Source organism: Vulcanisaeta sp. JCM 16159 (assembly GCF_001316265.1).
Classification (GTDB): domain Archaea; phylum Thermoproteota; class Thermoprotei; order Thermoproteales; family Thermocladiaceae; genus Vulcanisaeta.
Genome location: NZ_BBDN01000007.1, coordinates 22667 through 37927, shown reverse-complemented (window position 1 = coordinate 37927; position 15261 = coordinate 22667). Strand labels below are relative to the sequence as shown.

The following is a 15261-nucleotide window of genomic DNA, read 5'->3' as shown; positions in this document are numbered from 1 at the left end:
ATAATTATTGATTAATTAAATAGTTTATTTATTAATTAAATACTCGATGACCTGAACCGTAATTTTCACGGGATATATAGACCGCAGCCAGATGCAGTGATTTAGGCACTCTTAGCTTGCTTACACTGTGTTAGGTCTATGAATTCCTCCTTAACTAGTTCCCGATATATGGTTGCCATGTCACTTAGAAATTTACAAATGAATTCCCTGGCATCATCATCGTTTCTAAATACACTGAATACGCCCTCCCTGTCAGGCCCATTATACTGGTACCTATGCAATTCAAGGGACGCCAGGGTTAGGTATGGTATCATGGGATTGAGGGTGCTAAGTATCTTTGATACTTCAAACATCCTAGTCGTTGGCATGAAGCAATAACATACAGCGCCTCATTAATCCTTTCCCTCAATCCCCTAACCTTAACCCTACGCCTATACACCTTGCTCAATTCATTAATTTCGCCTGTGGATATTGCCGCGAGGAATGATTTCCATGCCTGAAACGCCTTACCAGCGGCGTTTCTAACTAATCCCTCTCTAAGCATGTTAATCGCTATCTCAGCCTCGTACCTAGTCTCAAGAAGTCTCGTCCTCCTATAACCATCAATGTCAAACCAGGGCTTTGGAAGCTCCATGGCTAGGCATTAATTAACTTCATGAACTAATAAACTCTATGCAATGCCAGCACCAGTTATAGTGTCTGGTCACTCAATCCGCGTTTATAACCAGGTCCGTAGAAGCCATGAATAATGCACTATAGAGTCCTGGGTAGTACTGGCATTAAGGTTTCGGAGGTTAGCTTCGGCGCTTGGGTTATTGGTACGGGCATGTATGGAGTGCATGACCGCGACCACGACATGGCCCTAATAAGGAGGGCTTTAGACCTAGGCATTAATACGTTCGATACCGCGGACATGTATGGCGATGGGCTTAGTGAGAAAATACTTGGTGAAGTCCTCAGGGGTTATGACGTTAATGTATTCACTAAGGTTGGTTATGAGATTAGTAAAATAATTAATGGTAGACATGTCCAGAACTTCAGCGTTAATTACATCGTTAATGCTGTCAGGGAATCCTTCAATAGGCTGGGTAGGAAAATAACACTCCTTCAACTCCACAACCCACCAATCAATGTAATTAGGGACAAGGAATTACACAAAGCCTTACTAAAGCTTGTGGAGGATGGGTACGTCGAGCACTTGGGCGTGGCCCTCGGTCCAGAGACAAACGTTCTCGGTGAGGGTCTGGCCGCCATTGATGAGGGTTATGAGTCAATAATGTTCGTGTTCAACATTCTGGAGCAGGAGCCTGGCAGGTCATTGATAAGGCGTGGTGTTGATAGGTCAGTCGGCTTGATAACCAGGGTTCCACATGCATCAAACGTACTAACGAGTAGGCAGGACATAAACTTCGGACCAAATGACCACAGAAACCTAAGGGATAGGAACTGGTTAATTAAGGCACTTGATTTCACGAATACGAGGATTAAGCCCATAGCCCAGTCCCTCGGCATGGACCTTGAGACCCTAGCCATTAAGTACGTGCTTTCCTACCCAATTAGCACGGTAATGATTACAGCAACAAGCATTGAGGAATTAACGAAGTACGCCGGCGCCGCTGACGGCAATTACCTAAATGACAATGCTATAAAGACCCTGGAAAAATTATATGTACAATTCACGGAATCGTTAACAACAAAGTAGATCAAGAACCCAAGTTCCTCATCATTTACGGTCAGTCATGGCGGTCATCTTCACACAGGATAATAATCACGACCGCATTTATATCCATTTCTAGCTAATGCCGTGAATTATCACGCGCCACGGCATCAACAAACTCCTTAAAACTAATGGCGCTACTCGTTGACTTAAGTATTTGTTTATCCTCAGTTACCAGTGTCATTCCCATACTCTCCGCGGCATATACATAACTTGCATCGTAAAATGTCAATCCCTTACTTAACGATAATCTCAACACCTCAGCGAGTGGTGGGTCAGCGAGCATGTTAATCTGCTTAAGTATTTCCTGGACTATTTCGGCGGTTCTGTGGGGGTCCCTAATACGTTTGAGCACGTGCGCCTCCTTCCACAGTACATTACCTATTTCATATATTGTTAAATGTAGTATATAGATGTCCTTGATAACCGCCGTCCTAGTGATGATGTCACCTCGTTGGAGCAGTAAAAGTAGGGCTGATGCGTCGAATAAGTACTTACCTCGCATCCCTATCCTCCCTTATCAACCTAACAACCTCCTCCCCACTAATGCCACCAAGTAATTCCTTAAGTTCATTCGCCATCTCCCTAAGTTTCTCCATTTCCCTCTCCTCAATTGCCTCCTCAAGTGCCCTCTCGACAACCTCCCTAATATTTATACCTAGTTGCTCGGCTTTCTCCTTCAATTCTCTCCTAACCCTAACGGTAAGGATTACGGTAGAGCCCATATACGTAATACTGAATAACATAATATAAATTTTTCGTAATATTAAATCACGTAATACAAATTCATTACCATCACTCCTCCTCAGAGCCACAGACCTCATCAATAACCTCGTTAATACTGCCAACAGCCTCGATACTAATTACCTCGGGCTTATCGCCATTAAGCAGGGCGTATGCCATGCCGTCATTACTCAGTAGTATGTATGTGCAGGACTTGATGAGAATATAATCACCAAGCTCGACATAACCCATTGTATAGAGGACCTTCCTATAATTATCCTCAACAAACCTAATAAGCTTCATGAAGGACTCTGCATCACCATCCTCAATACCAATCAACAAATCCTCAATCGAATCCTCCACAGGCTAAGCTCTATGTGGTCAAATAAAAAAACTCACCTTGCGCTGTTAAGTAATGAAATTAAGGGCGCAAAACATTCTTAGGGTTTATTGATTAATGTTTTTCAAAATAATATCCAAGGAAAATAAAATTAATAGATAACCATGATCAATCCTGCTCGCTTCATTATTAAGAACATCCGAAGTAAAAAAAGCCTAGACCAGAGATTCGTTAATATATGAAATTAATGAAAATACATCGATGGTTACCCATAGCAGCACTAATTATTACCATACTAATACTAACTCACGTGAATTACGCCTTTGCGATACAGCCCACTGATTTTGGTTGGGTATGTGAGCGGGGACCATGGCTGCTGAGGGTGTTTTATGGACACCGATAATACTACTCAATTCTCCATACGCCGGGTATGCGAGTGCCACCCAGGGCCTCACTTACACAGCGACTTACACGTTCACTTCAGGCCCGGTCACTCTGACAAGCCAGGTCTTAACACAGTTATCTCAAACCATCTACGCAAACAACGGTCAGGCAGTCGGTCTCTTTAGGCTCGATGTTTGGGCGATTTACAGCACAGAGATGGTTGCAGTTCCTTACCCGGCTTATGAGCCGTGCACTCAGTCATACGTGGCCCAAGATCTAGGTCCAGCATTGGTGAACAACGCGCCGTATTATAAGGTCATACAGATATTACCACCGGGGACGACCACGGACCAAAACGAACCTAATCAAGTGTATGCAACGATTTATAATGGGACTGGTTACTACTCCGTAACCTTTAATAATGGCTTTAGCAATAATTTAGTGGGGACATACGATATGTGCAGCGCTAACGCACTTATGACTTTGTTTGTTTCAAGCACATCAACAACATTACTAACCACTGGCGTAGGCATTTCGATAAATGGCTATAGCAGTAGCGGTTCTGCCACAATACAGACAACCACAACAAATGCCTGGACCTACACATTGGAGCCAGGTTATATATACATGATATCTAAGGCAGGCGGTCAGGGGCCGGCATACGCCTTTGAGGCTCAGCCTGTAATGGTTAAGGGGTGAGTGATCATGCCACGTACAATTAAAATCGAAGTTAGCCTTGATCTCTTTCTCGTCGTTCTATTTGGCGTCCTTATTATTGCTGGCCTACTAATTTATGTTGTGAATACGTACTACATGGATGATGTAGTGAAGATGCTTGGTTATGTACCTTGTAAGGCTCCATCACTTCCAGAAAGTATTACCTTTTACCCAATACCGGGTAATGAGGATTGGTTATCCCGCAGTGTGGCTGGTCTCGGTATTTCTGACATGAGTGTATTTGTCCTCAACGGTACTTATTATATAACCAGCGAGTTTTACCTTGAACCCGGCATATACGTGTGCATAGCCCCCAGGGCCGCGGCCGATATATTATTTCTCGGCGCCACAAATGAGAGCTTCATCCCCAAGAATGGCTACGGCTATATAAAGTGCGTAACGGGTAATGGACCAACATGGCTTAACGTAACGTTAGGACCTGGGGCATACGCATTCGTAATTGCGGTATACGGTACAAATCAGACGGGTAAGATATTAACTGTAAAATTGTTAAGGCCTGCCGTTGCCGTTTTAGTGACGAATTTTGAGTATTACCCGCAATGCGGATACCCGGCATTTGGCAATATATCGGCGTATATACCTAGGGAAAAGCGGTTTGGTTCCATAACTAATAAGCCTAGCCTAGGGTAATTATCGGGGTTAAGTTAAAAATAACGGTGCATTAAACCTTACTCGGTTAATGGATTCCTCAAGGTTCACAGGGCTTGTGTTGGACTTGCACAATAGGTACGGTAGTGCATTGGGCATTAGTGATGTATATGCCTACAGCGCCCTGGGCAGGGTGATTAAGGCGGTGGGCACGGTAATAATATCCCCAAACTCACCAATGCTCCTCACCAAGACCCCAAGGACAATATCCATATACCTACTGGGCAATGGCTCAATCCTCGCGTTGGCCGACCTACCAATAAGCACCTCCGCACTTAGGGATTGCGTGGGCGAGAGGGTTGAGGTTACGAACGACTTGTATAAACCACCAAGCACCTTAACGTCCATCAACATTACCAAGTGTCAGAACGCCATATACAGGGCTGTTAAGGATGTTGGTAGGAAGTACGGCATCAACCTAGAGGTTTGGATTACGAGCGAATTGGGGATGGAGGGAATTAAGGTGGTTTATAGAGGTGGTATCAAGGATCTGAAGCACTTGGTTAGGCTTATCATTTTAATGGCTGCCATAACGAATGTGAAGGGTGACGGTGATATTGAACCCGTGACTAAATTAATAGGTGATTTAATGAGGAAGTACTGAATCACCAAACCTCCTTCTCCCTGAGTATATCCTCGATGTTAACTATTGTCGAGCCATCAGGCCATAGAGTGGGCTCAGGGCTGGCGGCGCCTTTAGGTAGTTGGGCATTTGCTCCATGATCCTCTCCTCATACGTGGGCACATACTCATTCTGGTAGAATATGCCAATGGGTATCTTGTCACCCCACTCCATGCCCCTAAGGAAGGCCTGCGTGAGCTTCTTCGTAACCTCCTCCTCACTTGGGCTCCTGACCACTGGGTCCCAACCCTGCTCATTCTCAAGCTTGTAAATCCTAGCTTCATACCACTCCTTGGTGTTCACGTCGTTATACGTTGGGCACGGCTGCAGTATATCAATGAATGCGGAGCCCTTATGCCTAATGGCCTCCCTAATTAGGTATGCGAGGTGCTTAACATCGTAGGCGTAGCCCCTGGCCACGAACGTGAACCCCACGGAAAGGGCCAAAACCACCGGGTTAATCGCATCATAAATATTAGGCCTAGCAAGGGCCTTTGTCTTAACACCCCTCCTAAGCGTTGGGCTCGCCTGGCCCTTAGTCAGGCCGTAGACGCCATTATCGAACATTAGGACCGTCAAATCCACATTACGCCTACCGGCATGCACGAGGTGCTCAGCGCCAATACCCATCAAATCGCCATCACCACCAATAACAATAACCTCGAGGTTCGGATTAGCCAACTTAATGCCGGTCGCGTATGGTATGGGCCTACCATGGAGTGTATGAGCTCCATTGGCATTAACGTAGTGTATTGCTTGGCAGAACAACCAATCCCGGAGACCAGGAAGACACTGCGCGGATCAAGGTTCAGGTCAGCAAGGGCTTGGTAAAGGGCCTGGAGTATTCCATAATCACCACAGCCAGGGCACCAATCCGGTCGACGCCTCTTCTCAACGTAGTCCATCGGCGTCCTCTTGACCGTGATCTTGACGGTGTTAGACACGGTACAAATGTCAAATGAACCACTTTATAAAGCTATCCCGCCTATTACTGCAAAAGCATTTTTACTGAGGCAGGCCTTGGGAACCCGTGGGTTACTTCTACGGCATTTTCATCAAGGAATTGAACATAACACCATTGATTAAGACACTGCCCGTAATACCCGTGGAGAGGGAAAACCTGCATGTGACCATTACGTACATCGGTGAGCAAAGGCCGAGCCAGGAGGTAGACGATAAAATCGGAATAAGCATAGGCTCAATACCCTGCTTCAGGGTTAGGCTTGGGCAGTTAGTACTATTGCCGAATACCCTGAGACCCAGGTACTGGCGGTGGAGGTTATTAATAATGAGCAGTTGGGTAGGTTGAGGTCCACGATAATGAGCATACTAAGGGATTCAGGCGTATCAATTAGCGATAAGTACTCAGGCGAGTTTAGGCCGCACATAACGATTGCCTACATAAGATCGAAGAAGCCAGACCCGCAGAGCATACTCGAAATGGCCCACGAGATTGGTATCGAGAAGGAACTTCAGGGCAAACCACTATTAATAAGCAACGTTTCCTTAATACTGGCGAAGGAAAACAACTACAGAGAGTTGTCAAGGCACGAATTGCAATGCCAATTTTAAGTCGAGTCACGAAAACCTAATCACAGGGTCAGCACCGCGAAACCCCACAACCCTAACCACAAGGCGCGTATGGCCAGCGGACCCAATAAATAACGGCAGTCCCTGAAGGGACAAACACTGGACTTATGCCTCCTCAATTTATTATCACCATAACTCTCAGTCCTAATGAGTAATAAGTCCCCATCACGCGTATAAATAACCTTATACGGGTAGTGAATAAAGACACCACTCACAAGATCCCTAATCACCAACTCCACGTAGTCGGCCATGGATAAATCAACAAATAACGAAGTATTGCTACCCTCAACCTCGTCCACGCGGTATTCCCTAATCACTAGATTACAGTTATCGGCCCCCGACCAACTGCATGATTATTCACCAGGGAGGCCCTAAATGATTCCCAACCCCTCAACAACTCATTGAATTCCGCGATCAAGTTCCTAAGTCTAGCCCTTCGGTAAGCCCTCAACTCATACCTCAAGTCCTCACTTAGGTAATCTATCCTAGCCCTTATCGAATTAATTATCGAATCCACGATGCGCAGGGCATCATTGACGCTCACGTGTATTGGGTAAACACGAATGAAGGCATTGCCATACCTCGAAAATACCTCCCTCCACCCATCCACGTTAAAGCACACCTCACGGCCAATCCACGCATTGCCATACTTCGCAAAGCACCTCCTAACCTCCCTATGAAACTTCACGGATATACCCACGTCATTAGGAACCCTAAACTCAAGGATATACAGCACAACACTACCACCATTACCAGGAGACACCCTACCAATCAATTGATTAAATAAGGCGGGCAGGAACCTGGCGCCATCACCATTAACACTGACATCCACGATGTACGGCCTAGAACTAACGAAGTAACCCTTAACAACGGCATAATCACCGCCCACCACCTGAGCCCTAACAACATTACCACCCTCAACAACCCTGACACCTTTGACTTCATAAATCGCGATAAACGGCTTGTAAGAACTAAGATAGGGCAGGACAAACTCTACATACTGACCACTCTCCGAACCAACGAGCCCCGACTCCATAGTAAACACAGAGGAAAGGAGTAATTTAAGCGTAACAAATCGTGCGCGCACGTGCAAAAATACCGTGCGCGGAAAATGCACCAAAAAGGCGCAATAATAGTTCACAGCAAAAGGTCATCATTAATACACCAGGTTTGGCGTACCGAAAAAGTGACGGTAAACATCACTTAAAGAATAAAAATCAAGATTTGTAACCACGGTGATTTAGACATGTAGGTTTGCCATGATTAATGCCGGTACATGAACCGCGAGGGAAATCCCTCAGGGTTAAGCCCTGGGGAAATCCTCGTAGGCGATTTAGGCAGTGGGTCAGTCCCAGGCCGGGAGATGAGTATTGATAAAAAGTTGGCCAGGATATTGATTGATTTAGGCGATAAACCGTTAATAGTGATTGGACCGCCAGGTTCGGGCAAGACGACCATAGTCACCACACTGGGCTTAATGAGACTTAGGTTAATGGGTTCATCCATTACATACGTAACGCATAAACCAAGTGATGTGCTTGGAGCTGTCATGAAGCCACTAATACCCTGGAAATGCATACGCGATAACCTATTCCTAATACTCGACTTATATGAGGAGTTGAGTGCCAGGCTAGGAATATCACTGTTGGTATCCATGGCTTATAGGTATAAAACCTATAATAACTACATTAAGTACCTAAGATACCTCAGTAGGAACCCACGCAACGTCCACGCACTATGGCTCCTAGGACGAATGATGCCGCTGCGCGATATCGTGACCGACCAAGACCTTAATGGTGAAGTTAGCAAGGTAACCACAATACTTATTGGTAAGGACATTAAGGGAACATACATAACAACGGCGCTAATAATCAACAGCATGTGCCAACAAGGAACCAACAACCTATTAATACTAGACGACATAACAATACTACATAAGGGAGGACGCACTACTAAGGATTATCAGAATGACGAGAGGGATTACAAACACATGGATAATACTACATAGCATCGGTAAGTTAAGCATCGAGGACCTAAACACACCAACAATAATAACAAGCCACAGCGGCCCTGCCAAATCATCATCAAGACTAAGAGATATACTAAGCAGAATAAAGCCAGGCGAGGCGCTTTACATGGGTATTAATGAGGAATTGAAAATAAAAATAAACGAAACAAGAGAACTACGCAACAAACTACTCAACGAAACAAAAACCTAGCTCATCACGGTCACGTCCACTGCAGGCAAACCCGTTAAAATCCCCTTCCTCTTTTCAATTCCCCAACCAGGGGAAGGAGGAAGGGGAATATGATGGATACCAAGAGACCGAGCCGATGGCTTGGTCCTCGGATATCTTGAGAAGCACCATGATGAATTCCCATGAAATGACTGGTGACTGAAAGAAAAGGCTGATCAAAAAACGCCCGTCACCCGAACACCGCGGGGTGGGCCGCCCCGCCATGGTCTAACAACGAGGGGCGGTACTATGGGTCTCTCCCGCAATCCCGCCCTGCGGGTGTTCGGGTGACGGGTATGGGTAAATATGGGAAAAGCAGGGACGGGCGTGTACCTGCCGTGGACGTGACCATGGTGGGCATCGATGTTGGTGTTAGGCATTCAGTTATGGCTTTTGTTGGCAAATGGGCTAAGTTGCTTAGTGATTTGGCCGTGATATATGCTAGGCAGAATGGTGTTTCGTTAGTGCCGTTGGGTATGTATGATGCCATGACTAGGGCATACGTGGTTGAGGTTAATTATCCCGGAGTTGATAGATATAGAGGCAATGAATTGACAAGCAGCGTAATTAGTAAGGCATTGAGCGCCGTGGTTAGGGCTGCCCACAGTGTTCAAAGGTTCATAATGCATTGGTTGGCTTGGCGTTTGAGGACCTTAGGCGGTTTAGTGGGCATAAGCGTGGCCTTGCCAGGGCTAGGGCGGTTTGGGAATTTATGGTTAATAGGTTTGGCGAAGTTGTGAGTAAGTGCTCTGCTGTTGAGGTTTCCTGGTTCTGGATAAGTTATAAGGCGAGGTGATGATGCCTATTAGGGATTCAATACCTGTAATACTTGTTGAGCCTGAGTACACCAGTAGTGTGTGCCCAAGGTGCGGTAATTACCTGGGTAGGGCTAGGGGTAAGGTGACGTGTAATTACTGCGGCTTTGAGGGTGATAGGGATGTCATTGGCGCCATAAATATAGCACTACGTGGCTTCTTAATACTAATGAAGTGCGTCAGGGAGGGCGTGATCAGGGGTGGCCCGAGAGCCTCGGGACCGGCCCACCGCCGGGTTAAGTTCTTTTGTTTAATCCCTCATGCGCCCTGCCTGTATATGCTTCATACGCCTTAATTAGTGTGTTGTGTATTGCGTGGACCACGGCTTTGCCTATCGCTGTTGCTGGCCCTGCATAGGGTTCTTTATCGCCGTTTGTTGGCGTTAGTATTGCTATTGCGTCTGTGGTTGTTCCGTGCATCCCGTTACCGGTTAGCTCGGCTAGTGTTAGTGCCTTTGTCTGGGCTGCGAGTGTTATTGCATCTATCATTGCCTGTATTGTCAATGGTTTGTTTACGATTATTGCCATGTTTATTGTCGACTCGCCAATTTCCCTGGACTCTATGTGGCCTTTGCTTATTCTATACGAATTCGTTAATCCGAGAGTTATTGATACCTCGACCTCCACGTCGTTCGTGGTTTCCCTGTGTATTGCGTGGTTTCTTGGCAACTCGGTGGCTGTTAGGAAGGTTATTGCCTCTTCGCCTCTTATTGCTAATTCCCTGTGGGTCTTTTCAATCTCTCTGGTTGGTTCCTCGTTGAAGTTCTTTGGGACCTGGTGATGTATTATGTATTTGATGCCGCTTCTTAGTCCTCCGTCTACCGTGCTTGCCAGGGCTGTGGCTTTCTGGCTTAGCATGATTATTATGTTTCCACTTAAGTGCTTCACATTGCTTATCATGTTGTTTGGGTAGTTGTCTTTGGTGAATTAATTTGTTTGTGTTGTTGCTGTGTGGCTGTTTGCGTTGGGTGCTACTTTCGCGGTTCAGTAAAATTTAAAAATATTTCAGTATAATTTTTATTTGATAATGAACTCGGGCGATGCTGTAGTTTGGGTTGAGGGTTTGTGGAAGTCCTTTGGTTCGTTAGTTGTTAATGAGGATGTTAATATGCGTGTTGGTTATGGTGAGGTTGTTTCGGTGCTTGGTCCTAATGGTGCTGGTAAGACTACGTTGCTTAGGCAGGTCTATGGTGAGTTGAGACCGGATAGGGGTAAGATTTCTGTAATGGGTATGAGCCTGGGAAGGCCAGGGAAAGTGGTGTGATGAGTGTTGTTCCTCAGGAGGCTGTGCCGTTTAGTTTGCTTAGGGTTGTGGAGCATGTGGAGATGCTTGTTAGGCTTAGGGGTGTGCCTAGGGGCAGGGTTAGGCAGTGCGTTGATGAGGCTATTGATGTTGTTGGGCTTGGGGATTATAGGAATAGCCTCATTGATGAGTTGTCGGGAGGCATGAAGAGGCTAGTTCTTGTGGCTTCGGCAATTGCCTGTAGGCCTAGGTTGATAATCCTTGATGAGCCGACGGTTGGTATTGAGCGCAGAATAGGAGGAGGATTTGGGATGTGATTAGGGGTGCTAGGGATGGTGGATCCGCGGTTATACTAACTACGCACTACCTTCATGAGGCTGAGGAGCTTAGTGATAGGGTTTATCTTATGAATAGGAGGATACTCATGGAGGGTTCTCCAGGTGAGTTGAGGAGGAGATTGCCGTGGGTTGAGGTTAGGAGCGATGATAGTGACAAGCCAATTAGGGTGACTTGGGATGAGGCAGTTAATGTGATTAATGACCTGGTTAGGAGGAGGGTTAGGTTTGAGGTTAGGGAGCCTTCCTTGGAGGATGTCTTCATGGAGGTGTTGAACCATGAGGCTGAGTAACGTCTACACCGTGGCTAAGTACATGGTCCTAAGTAGTAGGAACTGGATCTACGCAGCCTGGGCTTTACCCTGATGTTCCCCATACTGTGGCTAGTCCTACTCAGGATAGTGGGTAACCCAGCCTACATGGGTTACTTCATAATCGGTACCGTGGTTAATACAAGCTTCGTAATACCCTTCGTAGCGACAGCCCAGGACATCTCATCGTTCAAGAGGGAGACTATATACAGCCTAATGTTCGCCAATGGGGCTGACCACTGGGATATAGCCCTGGGCTATATACTACAATTAATGTTCCTCAGCATACCTTCAGTAGTAGCCTTACTGGTACTGGCAATATTCATAGTTGGTGAGTCCTACGGGATTATCGAAATCGTCCTAACCATAGTGGTGGCCATCGCCATATCCTTAGCATCAGCCCTACTGGGCTATGCCCTGGGTATTGGGATTAGGAACTATAGGGTTGTTAACCAAGTCTCTCAGGTAGTCCCATGGCCCCTATTGCTTTTAGCCCCGGTTTATTACCCAATCACTGTTTTACCTCCGGTGTTGAGGTACGCCAGTCTAGCCCTCCCGACAACATACATGGCTTTAGCCATTGATGGTTCGCTGAGCCTGAATTTAAATGAGTTGTTGGTGGGCTTGGCAGGTATATTTGTTTATTCCTTGGCGTCAATTTTAATAGTTAGGTATGCTATAGTTAGGGGTGAGGTGAATGGCTGATTTTAAAAGTGGAGTCTCCGGAGGATTTAGTAAAGGTTGGGAGGGCCTTGGCGAATCCATTGAGGGTGAGGATACTGCTCATGCTGGCCCTGGAGCCAACCTTCATACAGGACATAGCTCAGAGACTCCACATACCCTACGCCTTAGCCCACATGCACTTAAAAATCCTGGAGGAGGCTGGCTTAATAGAGGGGTCCTACGTGGTGGAGGAGAAGCCAAGGCCCCACCTGAGGAAGGTTTACAGGGTGAGGGACTTCAGGCTAGTCATAGACAGGCAGTTGCTGGAGCGGTTGGCGGAGTCCCTGGGCTGAGGATGCCGTATGCGTCAATATCCGTGATGCTATTAGCAGGCTTGGTAATGGGTACAGGCGTTCCAATAGCCGTGTTCTACATGGCGTTTAAAGTCGGTACATGGCCATTCCTTGTGGCCGCAACTGTAATTAGCGTCTTCGCCATATTCTGGGGCGCCGTGTTGGCCATACTTTCCTTCGTGCCCATACTCGATAATGTTGATGGGCAGTTGAGGGCCATGAATAATCAATTGAATGTCTATAAGGCGTTCATAAGGAGTTTGTTGGAGGAGCTTGATGAGGTTAATACGGTGCTTAGGGATATTAGGGATGAGTTGAGGAGGGTTAGTGGTGAGGTATGAGGTATGAGTGAGTTAAAGTATTCCGATGTTAGTGATGAGGAGGTCATGAGGATGATAATGGAGAGGATTAGGGAGATGAAGCAGCTGCTCAGCGAGATTAGGGACATGCTGAGGGTGGAGTAATGGCTGAGAAGTTCGATAGGTACTACGAGTACTTCGTTAATAGGACTAGGGCAGGCCTTAAACCGAGGAGGATAAGGCTTGGTTTAATATCGATAGACCTGGATAGGAGGGTCACGGAATTAAGGTTCATCAGGAAGGGTGAAGACGAGGCGAGTCGTGATTGAGGGTAATGTGGTTGAGGGCGATCAGATAGACCTGGTGAGACCACCTGAGGAGGTTAGGGTGATTAAGGGTAAGCGCGTTAAGGTTCAGGATGCAAGTCTTGAGGCGGTTGAGGGCGAGGATGTGACGTTAATAAATGTGGATGCAAAGAGGGTGATTGGTAGGCATGTTAGGGTTGTTAATTGCGATATTGGGCGTGTTGAGGGTGAGGAGGTCACCATGGTTAATACGGATGCCGATGAGGTCGTTGCTAGGCGTGGTGAGTTTGTGAACTGCGACATAAATAGGCTTGTTTATGAGGAGTTTTACAGGGCCGTGAACACGGACATAAAGAGCGTAAGTAGGAAGTAGGTCTGAAGGGGCGCGAGGTTAAACATAGTTTTCTAGGCGTTATCTGTTCATGAATGGTTCATCACTTCCTCAGCTAACTCTGACCTCTTCACTTGGTTTTGTTGCCGGGGCACTTCTTTAAAGGGGTTTTGCCATTAATGCTCTGTGCTCTTGATCAGAGAATTTGAGGTTGATGAGTTGGTTTCGTTTGATGATGCCATTAGGGCTGTGGAGGATGGCTTTAGGTTGTTGGGTAGTGGTGGTGCGGTTAACCTGCCTAGGCGTAGGGCAATTGCAAGCGGTGCCGTGCTCCATGTGCTCCAGGGAATTGTCCTCGGTGACTATAAAGTAGCCGGTCTAAAGACTTACCTGAGTACTAGGTATGGTACTAGGTTTGTGGTTGTTTTGTTTAGTCTTGATAGTGGTGAGTTGTTGGCGGTCATTGAGGCTGATAGGCTTGGTCAGCTTAGGACTGGGGCTGCCAGTGCCGTGGCCACCAAGTACATGGCCAGGAGGGACTCGTCGGTGTTGGGTATTGTTGGTGCTGGCGTTCAGGCCAGGGCTCAGTTTGAGGCGTTGAGTAGGGTCTTGAACCTTAGGTTGGTTAAGGTCTTTAGTAGGACTCGCGGGCATGCCGAGGAGTTCGCCAGTTTTATTAGGTCCAGGGGCTTTGATGCGGTGGTTGCTGGTGATTATGGCGAGGTTTGCAAGGGCGTTGATGTTTTGGTCACGGCGACGAACTCGAGGGACCCATTCATACGCAGCAACCACATAGCGCCTGGGATGCACATTAATGCCATTGGTAGTAATTGGGCTAATAGGGCTGAGTTGGCGCCTGACGCGGTGCTTAGGCCGATGTCATTGCGGTTGATGATGTGGGTCAGGCCAGGGAGGAGCTGGGGACTTGATAATGGCTGGCGATGCCGTTTGGTCTAGGGTTGTTCCGCTGGCCGACGTTGTGGTTGGTAGGGTTAGGGGTAGGCAGGGTGATGACTCGGTAACCATCTTTAAATCCCTTGGCATTGCGGTTGAGGATTTAGTGCTTGCTAAGTTGATTTATGACAGGGCTGTTAGGGAGAGGAGGGGCGTTGAGGTTGAGTTTAGGGGTGTCTTTAGGTAGGAGTGGTTATGTGGCTTATGGGCACTTGCTAGTGCCGTATATCACATTGTATGTGCCACCTGAGGGGTAATTAATCGATAACTCCTTGACCGTCCAGGGCGTGCCCGGTTGGTACTCGAGTACGAAGTAAACGACACTGCTGAACGCGTTCTCATAGGAACCGTAGCACACGACACCTCTCTCCCAATAGACCGGCGAGACCGCCGTATTGAGTTTATTGGCACCCTGGACTAGTGTCCATACGTCACCATCATCCTCAAAGCCAACTGGGTACCACGCCCAGGCGCTTGTTGATTGTGGTAGGCAGGTCCATTGGTTGAGGAATGCGAACCACCAAACTAGGTTGTTGAGTGCTACCGTGGGGGTCCACTGAGTGTCTGTTATGAAGTTCCTATCGGTTGTGCTTGTACTAGATGCCGTTGATTGGAACTGGAAATTGACGGTGATCCCTAGTGGTAGGGGCACTG

At 46.9% G+C, this 15261-nt stretch carries 29 protein-coding genes and 1 pseudogene; 20 read left to right on the top strand and 10 right to left on the bottom strand.

What is annotated here, in order from left to right; genetic code table 11:
• Positions 1-101 precede the first annotated feature (101 nt).
• Together JCM16159_RS19065 and JCM16159_RS19060 are read right to left on the bottom strand one after the other, a co-directional pair.
• Positions 102-314: a hypothetical protein gene (locus tag JCM16159_RS19065; RefSeq protein ID WP_367834391.1), complete on the bottom strand. Its 213-nt coding sequence runs from the start codon at positions 312-314 to the stop codon at positions 102-104.
• The gene (locus JCM16159_RS19060) at positions 311-634 is read right to left on the bottom strand and encodes a PaREP1 family protein (protein WP_367834390.1); all 324 of its coding nucleotides are present in this window, start codon (positions 632-634) and stop codon (positions 311-313) included. Before JCM16159_RS19060 ends, JCM16159_RS19065 begins: the two co-directional genes overlap by 4 nt.
• A gap of 114 nt (positions 635-748) precedes the next feature.
• On the opposite strand from JCM16159_RS19060, the gene JCM16159_RS07750 reads away from it, so the two are divergent.
• The gene (locus tag JCM16159_RS07750; protein ID WP_054857459.1) at positions 749-1702 is read left to right on the top strand and encodes an aldo/keto reductase; all 954 of its coding nucleotides are present in this window, start codon (positions 749-751) and stop codon (positions 1700-1702) included.
• 94 nt (positions 1703-1796) lie between these two features.
• Here JCM16159_RS07750 and JCM16159_RS07745 read toward each other — a convergent pair whose 3' ends face one another.
• From JCM16159_RS07745 to JCM16159_RS07735, 3 genes are all read right to left on the bottom strand, one after another.
• Positions 1797-2222: a type II toxin-antitoxin system VapC family toxin gene (locus tag JCM16159_RS07745; RefSeq protein ID WP_054857458.1), complete on the bottom strand. Its 426-nt coding sequence runs from the start codon at positions 2220-2222 to the stop codon at positions 1797-1799.
• Positions 2212-2442, bottom strand: coding sequence for a type II toxin-antitoxin system CcdA family antitoxin (locus JCM16159_RS07740; RefSeq protein ID WP_054857519.1), 231 nt, complete (start codon positions 2440-2442; stop codon positions 2212-2214). Before JCM16159_RS07740 ends, JCM16159_RS07745 begins: the two co-directional genes overlap by 11 nt.
• Positions 2443-2512: 70 nt before the next feature.
• Positions 2513-2803, bottom strand: coding sequence for a hypothetical protein (locus tag JCM16159_RS07735; RefSeq protein WP_054857457.1), 291 nt, complete (start codon positions 2801-2803; stop codon positions 2513-2515).
• 346 nt (positions 2804-3149) lie between these two features.
• Here JCM16159_RS07735 and JCM16159_RS07730 point away from each other — a divergent pair, with 346 nt between their 5' ends.
• The 3 genes from JCM16159_RS07730 to JCM16159_RS07720 are packed head-to-tail and all read left to right on the top strand — an operon-like array spanning position 3150 to position 5154.
• Positions 3150-3863: a hypothetical protein gene (locus JCM16159_RS07730; protein WP_054857456.1), complete on the top strand. Its 714-nt coding sequence runs from the start codon at positions 3150-3152 to the stop codon at positions 3861-3863.
• Positions 3864-3869: 6 nt separating this feature from the next.
• On the top strand, positions 3870-4532 hold the full coding sequence (locus tag JCM16159_RS07725) for a hypothetical protein (RefSeq protein WP_243666336.1): 663 nt from the start codon (positions 3870-3872) through the stop codon (positions 4530-4532).
• Between the two features lie 49 nt (positions 4533-4581).
• Complete coding sequence (locus tag JCM16159_RS07720; RefSeq protein WP_054857454.1) at positions 4582-5154, top strand: hypothetical protein; 573 nt, start codon at positions 4582-4584, stop codon at positions 5152-5154.
• Between the two features lies 1 nt (position 5155).
• On the opposite strand, the pseudogene JCM16159_RS07715 reads toward JCM16159_RS07720, so the two are convergent.
• Positions 5156-6077, bottom strand: a pseudogene (locus tag JCM16159_RS07715) (2-oxoacid:ferredoxin oxidoreductase subunit beta).
• A 125-nt stretch (positions 6078-6202) separates the two neighbouring features.
• Here JCM16159_RS07715 and JCM16159_RS07710 point away from each other — a divergent pair.
• Entirely contained in the window at positions 6203-6481 is a 279-nt protein-coding gene (locus JCM16159_RS07710; RefSeq protein ID WP_054857453.1) for a hypothetical protein, read from the top strand.
• Positions 6445-6744, top strand: a complete 300-nt coding sequence (locus JCM16159_RS07705) for a 2'-5' RNA ligase family protein (RefSeq protein ID WP_243666335.1) — start codon at positions 6445-6447, stop codon at positions 6742-6744. The genes JCM16159_RS07710 and JCM16159_RS07705 overlap by 37 nt, the downstream gene beginning before the upstream one ends.
• 20 nt (positions 6745-6764) lie before the next feature.
• Here JCM16159_RS07705 and JCM16159_RS07700 read toward each other — a convergent pair whose 3' ends face one another.
• Together JCM16159_RS07700 and JCM16159_RS07695 are read right to left on the bottom strand one after the other, a co-directional pair.
• Positions 6765-7079 (bottom strand): hypothetical protein, encoded by a 315-nt coding sequence (locus JCM16159_RS07700; RefSeq protein WP_054857451.1) that lies wholly within the window; start codon positions 7077-7079, stop codon positions 6765-6767.
• Positions 7079-7798, bottom strand: coding sequence for a hypothetical protein (locus JCM16159_RS07695; protein WP_054857450.1), 720 nt, complete (start codon positions 7796-7798; stop codon positions 7079-7081). The genes JCM16159_RS07700 and JCM16159_RS07695 overlap by 1 nt, the downstream gene beginning before the upstream one ends.
• Before the next feature lie 240 nt (positions 7799-8038).
• Between JCM16159_RS07695 and JCM16159_RS07690 the strand changes: the two genes are divergently transcribed.
• The 4 genes from JCM16159_RS07690 (at position 8039) to JCM16159_RS07680 (ending at position 10109) form a co-directional block, all read left to right on the top strand.
• Positions 8039-8770 (top strand): hypothetical protein, encoded by a 732-nt coding sequence (locus JCM16159_RS07690; protein ID WP_243666334.1) that lies wholly within the window; start codon positions 8039-8041, stop codon positions 8768-8770.
• Positions 8730-8981, top strand: a complete 252-nt coding sequence (locus JCM16159_RS16125) for a hypothetical protein (RefSeq protein WP_243666333.1) — start codon at positions 8730-8732, stop codon at positions 8979-8981. The genes JCM16159_RS07690 and JCM16159_RS16125 overlap by 41 nt, the downstream gene beginning before the upstream one ends.
• Positions 8982-9295: 314 nt before the next feature.
• Positions 9296-9739: a hypothetical protein gene (locus JCM16159_RS07685; protein WP_243666332.1), complete on the top strand. Its 444-nt coding sequence runs from the start codon at positions 9296-9298 to the stop codon at positions 9737-9739.
• A gap of 55 nt (positions 9740-9794) precedes the next feature.
• Positions 9795-10109, top strand: coding sequence for a zinc ribbon domain-containing protein (locus tag JCM16159_RS07680; RefSeq protein WP_054857448.1), 315 nt, complete (start codon positions 9795-9797; stop codon positions 10107-10109).
• Here JCM16159_RS07680 and JCM16159_RS07675 read toward each other — a convergent pair.
• A complete protein-coding gene (locus tag JCM16159_RS07675; RefSeq protein ID WP_054857447.1) occupies positions 10051-10713 on the bottom strand; it encodes an adenosylcobinamide amidohydrolase in 663 nt (220 codons plus the stop codon). The genes JCM16159_RS07680 and JCM16159_RS07675 overlap by 59 nt on opposite strands.
• 127 nt (positions 10714-10840) lie before the next feature.
• Between JCM16159_RS07675 and JCM16159_RS19055 the strand changes: the two genes are divergently transcribed.
• The 10 genes from JCM16159_RS19055 (at position 10841) to JCM16159_RS19050 (ending at position 14794) form a co-directional block, all read left to right on the top strand.
• Positions 10841-11077, top strand: coding sequence for an ATP-binding cassette domain-containing protein (locus JCM16159_RS19055; RefSeq protein ID WP_367834389.1), 237 nt, complete (start codon positions 10841-10843; stop codon positions 11075-11077).
• A complete protein-coding gene (locus JCM16159_RS16120) occupies positions 11077-11373 on the top strand; it encodes an ATP-binding cassette domain-containing protein (protein WP_367834388.1) in 297 nt (98 codons plus the stop codon). The genes JCM16159_RS19055 and JCM16159_RS16120 overlap by 1 nt, the downstream gene beginning before the upstream one ends.
• Positions 11370-11684 (top strand): hypothetical protein, encoded by a 315-nt coding sequence (locus JCM16159_RS16115; protein ID WP_243666331.1) that lies wholly within the window; start codon positions 11370-11372, stop codon positions 11682-11684. The genes JCM16159_RS16120 and JCM16159_RS16115 overlap by 4 nt, the downstream gene beginning before the upstream one ends.
• 72 nt (positions 11685-11756) lie before the next feature.
• Positions 11757-12407 (top strand): ABC transporter permease, encoded by a 651-nt coding sequence (locus JCM16159_RS07665; protein WP_243666330.1) that lies wholly within the window; start codon positions 11757-11759, stop codon positions 12405-12407.
• An 8-nt stretch (positions 12408-12415) separates the two neighbouring features.
• Positions 12416-12718, top strand: a complete 303-nt coding sequence (locus tag JCM16159_RS07660) for a winged helix-turn-helix domain-containing protein (protein ID WP_054857446.1) — start codon at positions 12416-12418, stop codon at positions 12716-12718.
• A 2-nt stretch (positions 12719-12720) separates the two neighbouring features.
• A complete protein-coding gene (locus JCM16159_RS07655; RefSeq protein WP_054857445.1) occupies positions 12721-13059 on the top strand; it encodes a hypothetical protein in 339 nt (112 codons plus the stop codon).
• Between the two features lie 122 nt (positions 13060-13181).
• On the top strand, positions 13182-13346 hold the full coding sequence (locus tag JCM16159_RS16110) for a hypothetical protein (protein WP_243666329.1): 165 nt from the start codon (positions 13182-13184) through the stop codon (positions 13344-13346).
• Positions 13321-13695, top strand: a complete 375-nt coding sequence (locus JCM16159_RS07650) for a hypothetical protein (protein WP_243666328.1) — start codon at positions 13321-13323, stop codon at positions 13693-13695. The genes JCM16159_RS16110 and JCM16159_RS07650 overlap by 26 nt, the downstream gene beginning before the upstream one ends.
• A 144-nt stretch (positions 13696-13839) precedes the next feature.
• Positions 13840-14610, top strand: a complete 771-nt coding sequence (locus JCM16159_RS07645; RefSeq protein ID WP_367834387.1) for an ornithine cyclodeaminase family protein — start codon at positions 13840-13842, stop codon at positions 14608-14610.
• Positions 14585-14794, top strand: a complete 210-nt coding sequence (locus JCM16159_RS19050; protein WP_367834386.1) for a hypothetical protein — start codon at positions 14585-14587, stop codon at positions 14792-14794. The genes JCM16159_RS07645 and JCM16159_RS19050 overlap by 26 nt, the downstream gene beginning before the upstream one ends.
• A gap of 15 nt (positions 14795-14809) precedes the next feature.
• Here the strand turns inward: JCM16159_RS19050 and JCM16159_RS07640 are convergent, their stop codons facing one another.
• On the bottom strand, positions 14810-15259 hold the full coding sequence (locus tag JCM16159_RS07640; RefSeq protein WP_054857443.1) for a hypothetical protein: 450 nt from the start codon (positions 15257-15259) through the stop codon (positions 14810-14812).
• Positions 15260-15261: the final 2 nt, after the last annotated feature.

Bases quoted from the DNA above. Each gene is read 5' to 3' on its own strand.
- JCM16159_RS19065 (WP_367834391.1), bottom strand. From the start codon at position 314: ATGATACCATACCTAACCCTGGCGTCCCTTGAATTGCATAGGTACCAG.
- JCM16159_RS19060 (WP_367834390.1), bottom strand. From the start codon at position 634: ATGGAGCTTCCAAAGCCCTGGTTTGACATTGATGGTTATAGGAGGACG.
- JCM16159_RS07750 (WP_054857459.1), top strand. From the start codon at position 749: ATGCACTATAGAGTCCTGGGTAGTACTGGCATTAAGGTTTCGGAGGTT.
- JCM16159_RS07745 (WP_054857458.1), bottom strand. From the start codon at position 2,222: ATGCGAGGTAAGTACTTATTCGACGCATCAGCCCTACTTTTACTGCTC.
- JCM16159_RS07740 (WP_054857519.1), bottom strand. From the start codon at position 2,442: ATGGGCTCTACCGTAATCCTTACCGTTAGGGTTAGGAGAGAATTGAAG.
- JCM16159_RS07730 (WP_054857456.1), top strand. From the start codon at position 3,150: ATGGCTGCTGAGGGTGTTTTATGGACACCGATAATACTACTCAATTCT.
- JCM16159_RS07725 (WP_243666336.1), top strand. From the start codon at position 3,870: ATGCCACGTACAATTAAAATCGAAGTTAGCCTTGATCTCTTTCTCGTC.
- JCM16159_RS07720 (WP_054857454.1), top strand. From the start codon at position 4,582: ATGGATTCCTCAAGGTTCACAGGGCTTGTGTTGGACTTGCACAATAGG.
- JCM16159_RS07695 (WP_054857450.1), bottom strand. From the start codon at position 7,798: ATGGAGTCGGGGCTCGTTGGTTCGGAGAGTGGTCAGTATGTAGAGTTT.
- JCM16159_RS07690 (WP_243666334.1), top strand. From the start codon at position 8,039: ATGAACCGCGAGGGAAATCCCTCAGGGTTAAGCCCTGGGGAAATCCTC.
- JCM16159_RS16125 (WP_243666333.1), top strand. From the start codon at position 8,730: ATGACGAGAGGGATTACAAACACATGGATAATACTACATAGCATCGGT.
- JCM16159_RS07685 (WP_243666332.1), top strand. From the start codon at position 9,296: ATGGGTAAATATGGGAAAAGCAGGGACGGGCGTGTACCTGCCGTGGAC.
- JCM16159_RS07680 (WP_054857448.1), top strand. From the start codon at position 9,795: ATGATGCCTATTAGGGATTCAATACCTGTAATACTTGTTGAGCCTGAG.
- JCM16159_RS07675 (WP_054857447.1), bottom strand. From the start codon at position 10,713: ATGATAAGCAATGTGAAGCACTTAAGTGGAAACATAATAATCATGCTA.
- JCM16159_RS19055 (WP_367834389.1), top strand. From the start codon at position 10,841: ATGAACTCGGGCGATGCTGTAGTTTGGGTTGAGGGTTTGTGGAAGTCC.
- JCM16159_RS16120 (WP_367834388.1), top strand. From the start codon at position 11,077: ATGAGTGTTGTTCCTCAGGAGGCTGTGCCGTTTAGTTTGCTTAGGGTT.
- JCM16159_RS07665 (WP_243666330.1), top strand. From the start codon at position 11,757: ATGTTCCCCATACTGTGGCTAGTCCTACTCAGGATAGTGGGTAACCCA.
- JCM16159_RS07655 (WP_054857445.1), top strand. From the start codon at position 12,721: ATGCCGTATGCGTCAATATCCGTGATGCTATTAGCAGGCTTGGTAATG.
- JCM16159_RS16110 (WP_243666329.1), top strand. From the start codon at position 13,182: ATGGCTGAGAAGTTCGATAGGTACTACGAGTACTTCGTTAATAGGACT.
- JCM16159_RS19050 (WP_367834386.1), top strand. From the start codon at position 14,585: ATGGCTGGCGATGCCGTTTGGTCTAGGGTTGTTCCGCTGGCCGACGTT.